Annotated in this window: 1 protein-coding gene; it reads left to right on the forward strand. The window is 62.9% G+C overall.

All coding sequences use genetic code 11. The features are described 5' to 3' along the window. The first annotated feature begins 226 nt into the window (after window positions 1-226). The gene (locus BK670_RS03340; protein WP_123448596.1) at window positions 227-15,781 is read left to right on the forward strand and encodes a non-ribosomal peptide synthetase; all 15,555 of its coding nucleotides are present in this window, start codon (window positions 227-229) and stop codon (window positions 15,779-15,781) included. Window positions 15,782-15,786: the final 5 nt, after the last annotated feature.

Consider the following 15,786-nt stretch of genomic DNA (forward strand, 5'->3'; position numbering starts at 1 on the left):
GATTCCTGGCTTCACCCAACCCCCTGTAGGAGTGAGCCTGCTCGCGATAGCGGTCTGTCAGTCGCTGCATCATTGACTGAAAAGCCGTTATCGCGAGCAGGCTCACTCCTACAGGGGTTTGTCTTGTCTGCAAGTTCTTCTCATTCGCTAATTTTTCCGGTGTGCATTCGTTTTATAGGGACGACGTGCCTTTGTGCTTCCTGCCTACTGATCCGGATGCTAAGAAATGAATGCTGAAGACTCCTTGAAACTTGCTCGCCGGTTTATCGGGTTGCCCCTGGAAAAGCGCCAGATGTTCCTCGCGGCCCTGCAAAAGGAGGGCGTGGATTTCGCCCGGTTCCCGATTCCCGCCGGGATCGAGGCCGAAGATCGCCAGGCGTTGTCTTACGCGCAGCAACGGATGTGGTTTCTCTGGCAACTGGACCCGCACAGCGGCGCCTACAACTTGCCAGGCGCGGTACGTCTGAGCGGGCTGCTGAATCTGCCAGCACTGGAGCAGGCGTTTGCGGCACTGGTGGCGCGCCATGAAACCTTGCGCACGGTGTTCCAGCGTCAGACTGACGACAGTCTGTTGCAGGTGCCGGCCACGGCGACCTTGAACATCCATCACGAAGATTTCAGCGCACTGCCGGCCGCCGAACGCGAGGCGGCTGTCGTTCGTGCCGCCGAGCAGCAATCGGTGTTGCCGTTCGATCTGGCCGTCGGGCCTTTGCTGCGGGTTACCTTGCTCAAGCTCGCCGAGCAGGAGCACGTATTGCTGCTGACCCTGCACCACATCGTTTCCGATGGCTGGTCGATGAACGTGCTGATCGACGAGTTCATCCGTTGCTATGACGCCTTTGACGCCGGCCAGCAACCGGCACTGGCAGCCTTGCCGGTTCAGTACAGCGATTACGCGTTGTGGCAACGCCGTTGGCTGGAAGCCGGCGAGCAGGCGCGGCAACTGGAGTATTGGCAGGCGCAGTTGGGTGATGAGCACCCGGTGCTGGAGCTGCCGCTGGACCATTCGCGCCCGGCCATGCCGAGCTATCGCGGCACGCGCTATGAGTTTGCCGTCGACGGCCCATTGGCCGAGCAACTGCGCGCCACCGCGCAACAGCATCAAGTCACGTTGTTCATGTTGTTGCTCGGCGCCTTCAATGCGCTGCTGCACCGTTACACCGGTCAGACCGACATCCGCGTCGGCGTGCCGATTGCCAACCGTAATCGCGCCGAGATCGAAGGCCTGATCGGTTTCTTCGTCAATACCCAGGTGCTGCGTACCCAGATAAATGGCCAGACCCGCGTCGATACGTTGCTGCAGGCGATCAAAGAGACGGCGCTCGGTGCCCAGGCGCATCAGGATCTGCCGTTCGAGCAACTGGTCGAAGCGCTGAAACTGGAACGCAGCCTCAGTCACACGCCGCTGTTCCAGGTGATGTACAACCACCAGCCGCAGGTGGCCGATATCGCCGCCCTCAGCACGGCCTCGGGCCTGGTGCTCGACAGCCTCGACTGGCAAAGCCGAACCACCCAGTTCGACCTGACGCTGGACACGTGGGAGAAGGGCGGCAAGCTGCACGCCGCACTGACTTACGCCAGCGACCTGTTCGACGCGCCGACCATCGAACGCATGGCGCGCCACTGGTTGCGTCTGCTCAAGGCAATGGTCGCTGATCCTGCGCAACGCATTGGCGAGCTGCCGTTGCTGGACGCCGATGAGCAGCACACGCTGGTGCATGCCTGGAACGATGCAACAGCGGTTTACCCGACTGAGCAAGCCATCCATCAACTGATTGAAGCCCAGGTGGCGCGCACCCCGGATGCCCCGGCGCTGGTGTTCGCCGAACAAACCCTGAGTTACGCGCAACTGGATGCGCGGGCCAACCAACTGGCCCGTCTGTTGCGTGAGCAAGGCGTGCGGGCCGACAGCCTGGTGGGGATTTGCGTCGAGCGTTCGTTGGAAATGGTGATCGGTCTGTTGGCGATTCTCAAGGCCGGCGGCGCCTATGTGCCACTGGATCCGGAGTACCCGCAAGAGCGTCTGGCCTACATGATCGAGGACAGCGGCCTCACCTTGTTACTGACCCAGAGTGCGTTGTTATCGTCGCTGCCGACCGACGGAGTGACGGTGGTTACCCTCGATCAGGAAGCCGACTGGCTGGATCGCTACAGTGAAAGTCGTCTGGACGTGGTCGTCGATCCGCTGAACCTGGCGTATGTGATTTATACCTCTGGTTCCACTGGTAAACCGAAAGGCGCCGGTAATAGTCATGCGGCGCTGGTCAACCGTTTGTGCTGGATGCAGGAGGCTTACGGGCTGGACGCCAGCGATTCGGTACTGCAGAAAACCCCGTTCAGTTTTGACGTGTCGGTCTGGGAATTTTTCTGGCCGCTGCTGACCGGCGCGCGCCTGGTCGTGGCAGCGCCAGGCGCGCACCGCGATCCATCGCTGTTGATCAAGACCATCAATCGCTACGGCATCAGCACGTTGCACTTTGTGCCGTCGATGTTGCAGGCGATTATTCATGAGCCGGGCGTTGAAGCTTGTGTCGGGCTCAAGCGCATTGTCTGCAGCGGCGAAGCATTGCCACTCGATGCGCAGTTGCAAGTGTTCGCCAGACTGCCGAACGCCGGGCTCTACAACTTGTACGGCCCGACCGAAGCGGCCATCGACGTCACTCACTGGACCTGTGTCGACGAGGGTGCCGACAGCGTGCCAATCGGTCGGCCTATCGCCAACCTGCGCACCCATGTGCTCGATGCCGAACTGTCGCCAGTGCCGAGCGGCGTGGCCGGTGAGTTGTACCTGGGCGGGGCAGGGCTGGCGCGCAGTTATCACCAGCGCCCGGCACTGACCGCCGAGCGTTTTGTGCCGTGCCCGTTCCATGACGGCGCGCGCCTGTACCGTACCGGTGACCGAGTGCGCCAGCGTGCCGACGGTGTCATCGAATACCTCGGGCGTCTCGATCATCAGGTGAAGTTGCGCGGCTTGCGCATCGAGCTGGGCGAAATCGAAACCCGCCTGATGCAGCATCCGCTGGTGCGTGAAGCCGTGGTGCTGGTGCAGGGCGGCAAGCATCTGGTTGGCTATCTGGTGCTGGACACTGCTCAGGCAGACGAACAATGGCAACAGGACGTCAAAGCCTGGCTGCTCGGCAGCCTGCCGGAATTCATGGTGCCGACTTACCTGATGACGCTGGCCAGACTGCCGGTCACCGCCAACGGCAAGCTCGATCGCAAAGCCTTGCCGCAGCCGGATGCCGCGCCGCAGCAAGCCTTCGTCGCGCCGCAGGATGCCATGCAAAAAGCCTTGGCGGCGATCTGGGAAGACGTGCTCGGTTTGCAACGCGTGGGTCTGGAAGACAACTTCTTCGAGCTGGGCGGCGATTCGATCATTTCGATTCAAGTGGTCAGCCGCGCGCGGCAGGCCGGGATCCGTATCAGCCCGCGTGACCTGTTCCAGTATCAGACTGTGCGCAGTCTGGCGCTGGTCGCGATCCTCGACAGCCACAGCTCGGTGGATCAGGCGCCGGCCACGGGCGAGGCCTTGTTGGGGCCGATCCAGCAGCAGTTCTTCAGCCGGGCGATGCCGCTGCGTGAACACTGGAACCAGTCCCTGTTGCTAACCCCGCGCGAGGCGCTGAACGCTCAGTGGCTCGACGCCGCGTTGACCCATGTGATCAACCACCACGATGCCTTGCGCCTGCGTTTTGTCGAGGGCGCCGAAGGCTGGCGGCAAGCGTACGCCGCACAGGTCGAACGCGCTGACCTGTGGCAGCGCACGGCCGAGACGACCGAGCAACTGACCGCCCATTGCGACGCCGCCCAACGCAGTCTTGATCTGGCCAACGGGCCGTTGCTGCGCGCGGTCTTGGTGACCATGGCCGATGGCAGTCAACGCCTGTCGCTGATCCTCCATCACCTGGTGGTGGACGGTGTGTCGTGGCGCGTGTTGCTGGAAGATGTGCAGCAAGCGTACGAGCAACTCGCAGCGGGCGGAGGCGTGCAATTGCCGGCCAAGACCAGCGCGTTCCAGAGCTGGACTGCGCGCCTGAGCAGCGAGGCTTCACGCTTCGACGATCAACTGGCTTACTGGAAAGCCCAGCACGACGCCGCACAGGATCTGCCGTGCGAACGCCCGGAAGGCAGCCTGCAAAACCGTTTCGGCGAAAAGATCGAATGGCGTCTGGACGCCGAGCACACGCGCCAATTGCTGCAACAGGCACCGGCGGCGTATCGCACGCAGGTCAACGATCTGCTGCTGACGGCACTGGCGCGCACCATCAGTGGCTGGAGCGGTCAGCCGGGCACCCTGATTCAACTGGAAGGCCATGGCCGTGAAGACCTGTTCGACGATATTGACCTGACGCGCAGCATCGGCTGGTTCACCAGCCTGTTCGCCGTCAACCTGGTGGCGACCGAGGACCTCGACGGTTCGATCAAGGCGATCAAAGAACAACTGCGCGCAGTACCGGACAAAGGTCTGGGTTACGGCGTGCTGCGTTATCTGGCAGCGCCGTCGGTGCGCGAAGAACTGGCGGCACTGCCGCCGCCGCGGATTACCTTCAACTATCTGGGACAGTTCGATCGTCAGTTCGATGAGCAGGCGCTGCTGGTGCCATCCGCCGAGTCCGGCGGTACCGCCCAGGATTCGCAGGCGCCGCTGGATAACTGGCTGACGGTCGAAGGCCAGGTCTATGGCGGTGAATTGAGCCTGAGCTGGGGTTTCAGCTCGCAGATGTTCGATAGCGCCACCGTGCAAATGTTGGCTGATCGCTACGCCGCAGAACTGACGGCACTGATCGAGCACTGCTGCGCCCTCGACACCGCGCAAGCGACGCCATCGGACTTCCCGTTGGCACGTATCAATCAGGCGCAACTGGATGCGTTGCCAGTGGCCGCCGCGGTCATCGAAGATGTCTATCCGCTGTCGCCGATGCAGCAGGGCATGTTGTTCCACACCCTGTATGAACCGCAGGTCGAGGCCTATATCAGCCAGATGCGTCTGGACATCCAGGGCCTTGATCCGCAGCGTTTTGCCAGTGCCTGGCAAGCGGCGCTGGCGCGGCATGATGTGCTGCGCAGCAGCTTCCACTGGCAGGGCCTGGACAGCGCCCATCAGGTGATCAGCCGCCAGGTGCAACTGCCGCTGCAGGTACTGGACAACACTGACACCGATGCGCTGGCCGAAGCTGAGCGGGCGCAGGGTTTCGAGCTCGACTGCGCGCCGTTATTGCGCCTGAAACTGGTGCGCACCGGTGCCGATCACTGGCATTTGATCTACACCAGCCACCACATCCTCATGGACGGCTGGAGTAATGCGCAGTTGCTCGGCGAGGTGATATCGCACTACGCCGCCGGGCGCTCACTGCCGGCGCCGGTCGGGCATTACCGCGATTACATGGGCTGGTTGCAGCAGCAATCAGCAGGCGCTGGCAAGGCGTTCTGGAATGCTGCGCTGGCTCCGTTGCAGGCGCCGACGCTGCTTGCCGATGCCCTGCGTCCGCCCGTGGGCGGCCACGGCACAGACGAACATCGCGAGGTGCTCGACGAAGCCGCAACACGGCGTTTGGGCGAGTTCGCCCGTCAGCAGAAAGTCACCCTCAACACCTTGCTGCAAGCGGCCTGGAGCCTGTTGCTGCAACGCTACACCGGGCAGGACTGCGTAGCGTTCGGCGCCACTGTGGCTGGTCGTTCGGCACCGCTGCCGGGCATCGAGCAGCAACTAGGGCTGTTCATCAACACCTTGCCGCTGGTGTGCAACCCGCGCCCGGATCACCGCGTCGGCCAGTGGCTGGCTGATTTGCAGGCGCAGAACCTGGCCCTGCGTGACTTCGAGCACGTGCCGCTGTACGACATTCAGGGCTGGGCAGGGCATCAGGGCTCGGCGCTGTTCGACAGTCTGCTGGTGTTCGAAAACTTCCCGGTGGCCGAGGCGCTGAAACAGGGCGCGCCGGCCGGGTTGACCTTCGGCAACCTGCATAACCATGAACGCACTCACTATCCGCTGACGCTGGGCATTGAACTCGGCGCCACGCTGAGCCTGGAGATGAGCTACGACGCCGCGCGATTCAGCGCCGCTCAGGTGCACATGCTCTGTGCCAACCTGCGCCACTTGCTCGAGCAACTGATCACCAACGCCACGGGTTGCCTCGGCAACCTGACGCTACTTGATGAAGCCGCCACGCACGCCATGCGCGCCCACTGCCAACCGCCGGCGCTGCAGTTGCTGCACGCAGGCTTGGTGCACGAGCGCATTGCCACGCAGGCCAAAGCCACACCGCAGGCACTGGCCGTGCAGTGCGGTGAACAGCGCCTGAGCTATGACGAACTGAACCGCCAGGCGAATCGCCTCGCCCACCGTCTGCAGGCCAGCGGTGCTGCGCCGGGCAAACGCGTCGGTCTGGCGCTGCGTCGTGGCCCGCAAATGATCGTCAGCTTGCTGGCCGTGCTGAAGACGGGCGCCGCCTACGTGCCGCTCGATGCCAACTACCCGCCCCAACGTCTGGCCTACATGATCGAAGACAGCCGTGTCGATCTGCTGCTCGATGAATCCGCTCTGCTGCAAGACGTGCCGCTGCCGGAGGGGCTCGAGCATCTGCGCCTGAGCGACATCATCGAGACGCTGGGCGGTTATCCGGACAGCGATCCGCTGAATCACGCCACGGTCGATGACCTGGCTTACGTGATCTACACCTCGGGTTCCACCGGCCAGCCAAAAGGCGTGGCGATTGCTCACGGGGCGCTGCGCGAGTTCTGCCAGACCGGTGCCGAGTATTCGGCGCTCACTGCCGGTGATCGCGTGCTGCAATTTGCGACCTTCAGCTTCGACGGTTTTGTCGAGCAGTGCTACCCACCGCTGTGCGTCGGTGCGGCGCTGATCATGCGAGGCGATGAACTCTGGGACGTCCTGCAACTGGCAGACGAGATCGTCGGCCAAAGCGTGACCCTGGCGGACTTGCCGGCGGCTTACTGGTTCTTGCTGGCGCGTGAATGCGCTGGCGGCAACATCGCCAGCCTGGGCCGGTTGCGTCAGGTTCACGTCGGTGGTGAAGCCATGTCCGTCGAAGGCCTGCGCCTGTGGCACGAGGCAGGTTTGAGCCACGTGCGCTTGCTCAACACCTACGGGCCGACCGAGGCGACGGTGGTGTCCAGCGTGCACGACTGCCGCTTGAGCGATGCCAGCGACAGTTTCGGTATTCCGATTGGCCGGGCCATTCCCGGTCGCGCGTTGTACGTACTCGACAGCGCCGGGCAATTGCTGCCAGCCGGTGGTGTCGGCGAATTGTGCATCGGCGCGAGCGCCTGTCTGGCGCAGCAGTATTTCGATCGTCCGGCCCTTACCGCCGAACGCTTCCTGCCGGATCCGTTTGCCGCCGAGGCGGGGGGGCGTCTGTATCGCAGCGGCGACCTCGCCCGCTACAACGAAAACGGCGATCTTGAATACGCCGGGCGTATCGACCATCAAGTGAAGATTCGCGGCTTGCGCATCGAGATGGGTGAAATCGAAGCCTGTCTGCAAGCGCAGGAGGGCGTGCGCGCCGCCGCGGTGATCGCTCAGGATTTCCCGGGCGGCGCACAACTGGTGGCTTATGTGGTGCCCGAAGCAGGCACCGAACCTGCGACCGCGAAGTGGCTGGACTCGCTCAAAGCTTCGCTGCAACAGGTGCTGCCTGATTACATGGTGCCGGCGCACCTGCTGTCGCTGGACGCGTTGCCGTTGAACAACAACGGCAAACTTGATCGCACCGCGCTGCCGAAAGTCGAGCTGAGCCAGGACCTGTGCGCATATGTTGCGCCGCAGACGTTGCTGCAAGTGCAACTGGCGCAGATCTGGGAAACCGTTCTGGAATCCGGCGCGGTGGGGCTCAACGACCGCTTCTTCGAACGTGGCGGCCACTCGCTGCTGGCCACCCAAGTGATTTCCCGGGTCCGCCAGACGCTCAAGCTCGATGTGCCGATGCGTACGCTGTTCGAGCAGCCGACGCTGCAAGCCTTTGCCGCCGCCTGCGCCACCTTGCAACACAGCGAAACCCTGCCGATGCTGGCGCTGCCGCGCGGAGATGCACTGGCGTTGTCTTATGCCCAGGAACGTCAGTGGTTCCTCTGGCAACTGGAGCCAGACAGCGCCGCTTACCACGTGCCAAGTGCCTTGCGCTTGCGCGGTGCGCTGGACATCGCCGCGTTGCAGAACAGCTTCAATCAACTGGTGGCGCGTCATGAACCGTTGCGCACCACGTTCCGTCAGGACGACGAGCGCACTGTGCAGGTGATTCATGCGCAAGGCCAATTGACGATTGAACAACACAGCCTCAACACCGAAGAGGGTCTAGCGGACTGGGTGCAGGCGCAGATCCGCCAACCGTTCGATCTGTTGAACGGGCCGCTGCTGCGCGTCAGCCTGCTGCGGTTGGCGGCAGACGATCATGTGCTGGTGATTACTCAGCACCACATCGTGTCTGACGGCTGGTCGATGCAAGTGATGGTGCGCGACCTGATGGCGATGTATGCCGCAGAACGCGCCGGACAACCGTTCGAGCTGGCAGCGCTGACGCTGCAATACGCCGATTTCGCGCAATGGCAGCGGCAGTGGATGGAGGCCGGCGAGCGTCAGCGTCAACTCGACTATTGGCTGGCCCAACTCGGCGGCGAACAACCGGTGCTGGAGCTGCCGCTGGACCATTCGCGTCCGGCGGTGCAGAGCTATCGTGGCGCGCGGCTGGATGCGCCGCTGGAATCCGCGTTGAGCGCGCAATTGCAGGAGGTTGCCCGGCGTGAGGGGGTGACGATGTTCATGCTCTTGCTGGCCTCGTTCCAGACCCTGTTGCACCGCTACAGCGGCCAGGACGACATCCGTGTCGGCGTGCCGATTGCCAACCGTAACCGCGCCGAAACTGAAGGTCTGATCGGCTTCTTCGTCAACACCCAGGTGATGCGCGCACAGTTTGCCGGCGACCTGAGTTTCCGTGATCTGCTGCAGAAGACTCGTCAGGCGGCAATGGGCGCCCAGGCGCATCAGGATCTGCCGTTCGAGCAATTGGTCGAAGCGCTGGCGCCAGAGCGTAGCCTGAGCCACAGCCCGTTGTTCCAGGTGTTGTTCAACCACCAGCGCGATGCAGCGCCGGTCACGGAAGTGGCGGATTTGCGCATCGAAGGCCTGCCGTGGAACAGCGGCACCGCACAATTCGACCTGACCCTGGATACCACAGAAACCGCCACCGGGCTGATGGTCAGTCTGACCTACGCCAGCGATCTGTTCGAGGCCGCGACCATCGCGCGCCTGTTCGAACACTGGCAAGCATTGCTGCGTGCGATTGTCGCTGCGCCGCAGCAGTCCATCGCCGCGTTGCCGATGCTCGCCGCGCAAGAGCGCCAGCAGATCCTCGAAGACTGGAACGCCACTGCCACCGAGTACCCGCTACACCTGAGCGTGCAGCAGTTGATCGAAGCGCAGGTACTGCGTACGCCGGATGCCGCGGCACTGAAATACGCCGACGAATGCCTGAGCTACGCGCAGCTCAATACTCGCGCCAACCAGTTGGCACACAAGCTGATGGCGCTGGGTGTCGGGCCTGAAAGCCTGGTCGGCATCGCCGCCGAACGTTCGATGGAAATGGTCGTCGGTCTGTTGGCCGTGCTCAAAACCGGGGGCGCTTATGTGCCGCTGGACCCGGAATACCCGCAGGAACGCCTCGCCTACATGATCGAAGACAGCGGCGTTCAACTGTTGCTGACCCAGGCGCAGTTGCTCGATGCCCTGCCGTTGAGCGAGCAGGTGCAAACGCTGTTGCTGGAGGAATCCCTGGTGGGCTTCGCCAGCCACAATCCGGACGTGGCAGTCGAGGGTGAAAACCTCGCCTATGTGATCTACACCTCCGGTTCCACCGGCAAACCGAAAGGCGCTGGCAACCGTCATGTCGCGCTGACCAACCGTCTGTGCTGGATGCAACAGGCCTATGGAATCGGCGCGGGCGACAGCGTGCTGCAAAAGACCCCGTTCAGCTTTGACGTTTCGGTGTGGGAGTTCTTCTGGCCGCTGATGACCGGCGCACGTCTGGTTGTCGCAGCCCCGGGCGATCACCGCGATCCGGCAAAACTGGTGGCCTTGATCAACCGCGAACACATCACCACGCTGCACTTTGTGCCATCGATGTTGCAGGCCTTCCTGCAAGACGCCGAGGTCAGCACATGCGCCAGCCTGCAACGCATCGTTTGCAGCGGTGAAGCGCTGCCGGCGGACGCGCAGCAACAAGTCTTCGCCAAACTGCCAGGCGCCGGGCTGTACAACCTTTATGGCCCGACCGAAGCGGCCATCGACGTGACGCACTGGACCTGTGTGGAGGAGGGCCGCGACAGCGTGCCGATCGGTCAGCCGATTGCCAACCTGGGGTGCTACATCCTCGACGATAATCTCGAGCCGGTGCCGACCGGCGTGCTCGGTGAGCTGTACCTGGCGGGCGTCGGTCTGGCGCGGGGTTACCACCAGCGTCCGGCGCTGACCGCCGAACGTTTTGCCGTCAGCCCCTATGGCGATGGCGAGCGGATCTACCGCACCGGTGACCTGGCGCGTTACCGCGCCGACGGCGTGATCGAATACGCCGGCCGAATCGACCATCAGGTCAAGCTGCGCGGCTTGCGTATCGAACTGGGCGAAATCGAAGCGCGTTTGCTCGAACACGTCAACGTCCGTGAAGCCGCGGTGTTGGTGATCGACGGCAAACTGTTGACCGGTTACGTGGTGCTGAACGAAGAAAGCGCGGACTGGCGCGACACGCTGATGCGTCATCTGCACGCCGGACTGCCGGAGTACATGGTGCCCAACCAGTGGCTGAATCTTGCGCAGATGCCATTGAGCCCCAACGGCAAGCTGGATCGCAAGGCGCTGCCGAAACCTGAATTGGGGGCCGGCAAGGCCGAATACATCGCGCCGCGCACTGAGCTGGAGCAACGCATCGCTGCGGTGTGGGCTGACGTGCTGAAAGTGCCGCGAGTAGGGCTGTGCGATAACTTCTTTGAGCTGGGTGGCGATTCGATCATTTCGATTCAAGTGGTGGCCCGTGCGCGTCAGGCCGGTATCCGCTTTACCCCCAAAGATCTGTTCCAGTACCAGACCGTGCAGGCACTGGCCGGCGTCGCCACCCTCGGTGATGGCGGGGCGCAGATTGATCAAGGTCCGGTCAGCGGTGCGACGCCGTTGCTGCCGTTCCAGCAGTGGTTCTTCGCGGCAGACATTGCCGAGCGGCATCACTGGAACCAGTCGGTGATGCTCAAACCGGCCGTCAGCATCGAGGCCGATGCACTTGAGCAAGCCTTGCAAGGGCTGGTCGCGCATCACGATGCCTTGCGTCTGTCTTTCACTGAGACGGCCAGCGGTTGGGCCGCGACCCATCATGGGAATTCGGTCAGACACAACTTGTTGACGCAGGCTTCAGTCAGCGATGAGCAACAGTTGCAGGCGGCCTGCCTTGCGGCGCAACGCAGTTTCGATCTGGCTCAAGGTCCGCTGTTGCGGGGCTTGCTGGTGAGCCTGGCCGATGGTTCGCAACGCTTGCTGCTGGCGGTGCACCACTTGGTGGTGGACGGTGTTTCCTGGCGGATTCTGCTGGAAGATTTGCAAAGCGCTTACCAACAGCGCATCGACGGCAAGACGCTGCGCCTGCCGGCCAAGACCAGTGCCTTCAAGCACTGGGCAGAACGTTTGCAACAGCACGCGCCGCAACGTGCTGGCGAACTCGAACTGTGGCGCGCACAACTGGCGGATGCGCCTGTCGATCTGCCGTGCAGCAACCCGCAGGCCAGCCTGCAAAACCGCTACGCACACACCGTGCAGACGCGGCTTGACTCGACGCTGACCCGGCAACTGTTGCAACAGGCACCGGCGGCGTATCGCACTCAGGTCAATGACCTGCTGATGACCGCGCTGGCCCGAGTGATCTGCCGCTGGACGGGGCAGGCATCGACCTTGATTCAGCTGGAAGGGCACGGTCGTGAAGACTTGTTCGACGACTTCGACCTGAGCCGCAGCGTCGGCTGGTTCACCAGCCTGTTCCCGGTGCGCCTGACCCCGAGCGCGTCGTTCGACGGTTCGATCAAGCAGATCAAGGAACAGCTGCGGGCGATTCCCGACAAGGGCCTGGGCTTTGGCGTGCTGCGCTACTTCGGCGACGAAGCGACCCGCCGTGAGCTGGCGGCGCTGCCGATACCGCGCATCACCTTCAACTACCTCGGGCAGTTCGACAGCCAGTTCGATGACGGCGCGTTGTTCGCTCCGGCCAGCGAAAATGCCGGGGACGAACAGAGCCCGTTGGCGCCGCTGAGCAACTGGCTGGAACTCAACGGCCAGGTCTATGGCGGTGAGTTGAGCCTGGGCTGGACCTTCAGCCGTGAGATGTTCGATGAAGCGACCATTGCGCGTCTGGCCGATGAGTACGCAGTCGAACTGGCGGCGCTGATCGAACATTGCTGCGCCGCGCAGAATGCCGGCATCACGCCGTCGGACTTCCCGCTGGCGCCGCTCAACCAGCAGCAGCTCGATGCCTTGCCGGGCGCCGGTGCCGATGTCGAGGACATCTACCCACTATCGCCGATGCAGCAGGGCATGTTGTTCCACAGTCTGTACGAACAAGGCTCTGGGGATTACATCAACCAGATGCGCGTCAGCGTCGAAGGCCTTGATCCCGAGCGTCTGCGTCAGGCCTGGCAGGGCGCGGTCGACCGCCATGCGATTCTGCGTACGCGCTTCGTGTGGATCTCCGAGCAGGAGCAGCCGCTGCAAATCGTCCAGCGTCAGGCCGGGCTGCCGTTCAGCCTACAGGACTGGCGAGGCCGCGCTGACCTGCCGTCGGCGCTCGACGTGCTGGCGCAAGAGCAACTGCAACAAGGCTTCGACCTGTTGCAGGCGCCGCTACTGCGTCTGGTGCTGGTGCGCACCGGCGATGACCGCTACGAGATGATCTACACCAGCCATCACATCCTTATGGACGGCTGGAGCAACTCGCAGTTGCTCGGCGAAGTGATGCAGCGCTACGCCGGTGAAACCCCGGCCGCACCGGTGGGCCGTTACAGCGATTACATCGCATGGCTGCAGCGTCAGGATAGTCAGGCCAGCGAGCGCTTCTGGACTGAGCGTCTGGCCGACCTCGATGAGCCGACCCACCTTGCCCGCAGTTGCCTCGATACATCGGCGACCACGGGGCAGAGCGGTTATGACCAGCAAACCCGTTGCCTGGACCGTGTGCAGACCCAGCGTCTGGGCGCGTTCGCCCGTCAGCACAAAGTGACGCTCAACACCGTGGTGCAGGCCGCCTGGTTGCTGCTGTTGCAGCGTTACTCCGGGCAGTCGACCGTGGCGTTCGGCGCTACGGTCGCCGGGCGTCCGGCGCAGTTGCCGGGGGTCGAGCAACAGGTCGGGTTGTTCATCAACACCTTGCCGGTGATCGCCACCCCGCGTGCCGAGCAACCCCTTGGCGAGTGGCTGCAAACGGTGCAGGCGCTGAACCTGGCCATGCGCGAGTTCGAATACACGCCACTGGCGGACATTCAGCGCTGGTCCGGGCAACGCGGCGAAGGCTTGTTCGACAGCTTGTTGGTGTTCGAGAACTACCCGGTGTCGGAGGCGCTGAACAACGGTGCGCCGCAAGGCTTGCGTTTCGCCCAGGCGCGCAGCCAGGAGCAGACCAACCTGCCGTTGACGGTGCTAGTGGACCTGAGCGACAGCCTGTCGTTGCAACTGGCCTATGCCCGTGAATATTTCAGCGCTGCGCAGATCGAGCAGATCGCGGGCCACTTGCAGCACCTGTTGCTGCAAATCAGCGGGGCGAGCGCGCGATGCCTGTTGGCCGATCTCCGTCTTTTCGATGCCGCGCAACAACAAGCGGTGTTGCAGGACTGGAACCGTGCGCCGGCCACCTTTGCGCAAACCCGCACCCTGCCACAATTGATCGAAGCACAGGTGCGTCGGGCACCGGAGGCCATTGCCGTGAGCCTGGGCGAGGAGCAACTGAGCTACGGCGAACTCAACGCCCGCGCCAACCGCCTGGCCCATGCATTGATCGCACGAGGCGTCGGCGCCGATGTGCTGGTCGGTCTGGCTGCCGAGCGTTCGATCGAAATGATTGTCGGCCTGGTCGCCATCCTCAAGGCCGGTGGTGCTTACCTGCCGCTGGATCCGCAGTATCCGGCCGAACGTTTGCAATACATGATCGAAGACAGCGGCATTGCCTTGCTGCTGATGCAGCCGGGGGTGCTTGATCACCTGGAGGTTGCCGAGAGCGTCGAAACCCTGCTGCTGGGGGACGACAGCTGCTGGCAGGATCAATTGGCAACCGATCCTCAGGTCTGGACCGACAGCGCCGGCCTCGCTTACGTGATCTACACCTCGGGCTCCACCGGCAAGCCGAAAGGTACGCTGCTGGCCCACGACAATGTGCTGCGTCTGTTCGAGGCAACGGACAATTGGTTCAACTTCGGTGCCGAGGACCGCTGGACGCTGTTCCACTCGTATGCGTTCGACTTCTCGGTCTGGGAAATCTTCGGCGCGCTGCTGTATGGCGGGCGTCTGGTGATCGTGCCGCACAGCGTCAGTCGCTCGCCGCAGGAGTTCCATGCGCTGCTGTGCCGCGAGCGCATCACGGTGCTCAACCAGACGCCGTCGGCATTCAAGCAACTGATGCAAGTCACCTGCGACGCACCACAGGATGCGCAGTTGTCGCTGCGTTACGTCGTGTTTGGCGGCGAAGCCCTGGAAGTGCGCAGCCTGCGTCCATGGTTCGAACGCTTCGGCGACGCCGCGCCACAGCTGATCAACATGTACGGCATTACCGAAACCACGGTTCACGTGACTTACCGTCCGTTGACCCTGGCTGATCTCGAACAGGATGCCGGCAGCCCGTTGGGCGAACCGATTCCGGACCTCGGCTGGTACGTGCTTGACGCCGACCTGCAACCGGTGGCCAAGGGCTGCATCGGCGAATTGCACGTCAGCGGCGCCGGGCTGGCACGCGGTTATCTCAAGCGTACCGATCTCAGCGCATTGCGTTTCGTGCCGAACCCGTTCGGTGACGAGGGTGCGCGGCTGTATCGCACCGGTGACCTGGCGCGCTATCGCGCCGATGGCCGGATTGAGTACGCCGGGCGTATTGACCATCAGGTGAAGATTCGCGGTTTCCGTATCGAGTTGGGGGAAATCGAGGCACAACTGTTGGCGTTGCCGCAAATCCGCCAAGCCGTGGTACTGGATCAACCAGGCGCCGGTGGCGTGCAACTGGTCGCGTATCTGGTGGCCGATCAGTCGGTCGAACTCGATCAACAGGGCCTGTGGCGTGAGCACCTGCGTCAGGCGCTCAAGCACAACCTGCCGGATTACATGGTGCCGGCGCACCTGTTGCTGCTCGACAGTCTGCCACTGACCGCCAACGGCAAGCTTGACCGCAAGGCTTTGCCACAACCGGACGCCAGCCTGCTGCAAAACGTTTATGTAGCGCCTGAAAGCCAACTGCAGCAGCAGATCGCCGGGGTCTGGGCAGAAGTGTTGAAGCTGGAGCGAGTCGGCCTGACGGACAACTTCTTCGAACTCGGCGGCCATTCGTTGCTGGCGACCCAGGTGGCTCTGCGTCTGCGCGAGTTGTTGGGCTTCGAAGTGCCGCTGGCCAGCCTGTTCGCCAGTGCCGATCTGGCGGCTTTCAGCGAGGCCGTACAAGCCCTGCAACCTGATTTGCAGCCCGTTCATGATGTTTTGGCTAAATCCTTGGAGGCTCTCAATCGTTTATCAGCAGATGAACTTGAAAAACTGATTTCCTGAGAGGA

This window comes from Pseudomonas fluorescens (genome assembly GCF_003732425.1).
In the GTDB taxonomy this organism is placed as follows: domain Bacteria; phylum Pseudomonadota; class Gammaproteobacteria; order Pseudomonadales; family Pseudomonadaceae; genus Aquipseudomonas; species Aquipseudomonas fluorescens_BE.

Bases quoted from the DNA above. Each gene is read 5' to 3' on its own strand.
- BK670_RS03340 (WP_123448596.1), top strand. From the start codon at position 227: ATGAATGCTGAAGACTCCTTGAAACTTGCTCGCCGGTTTATCGGGTTG.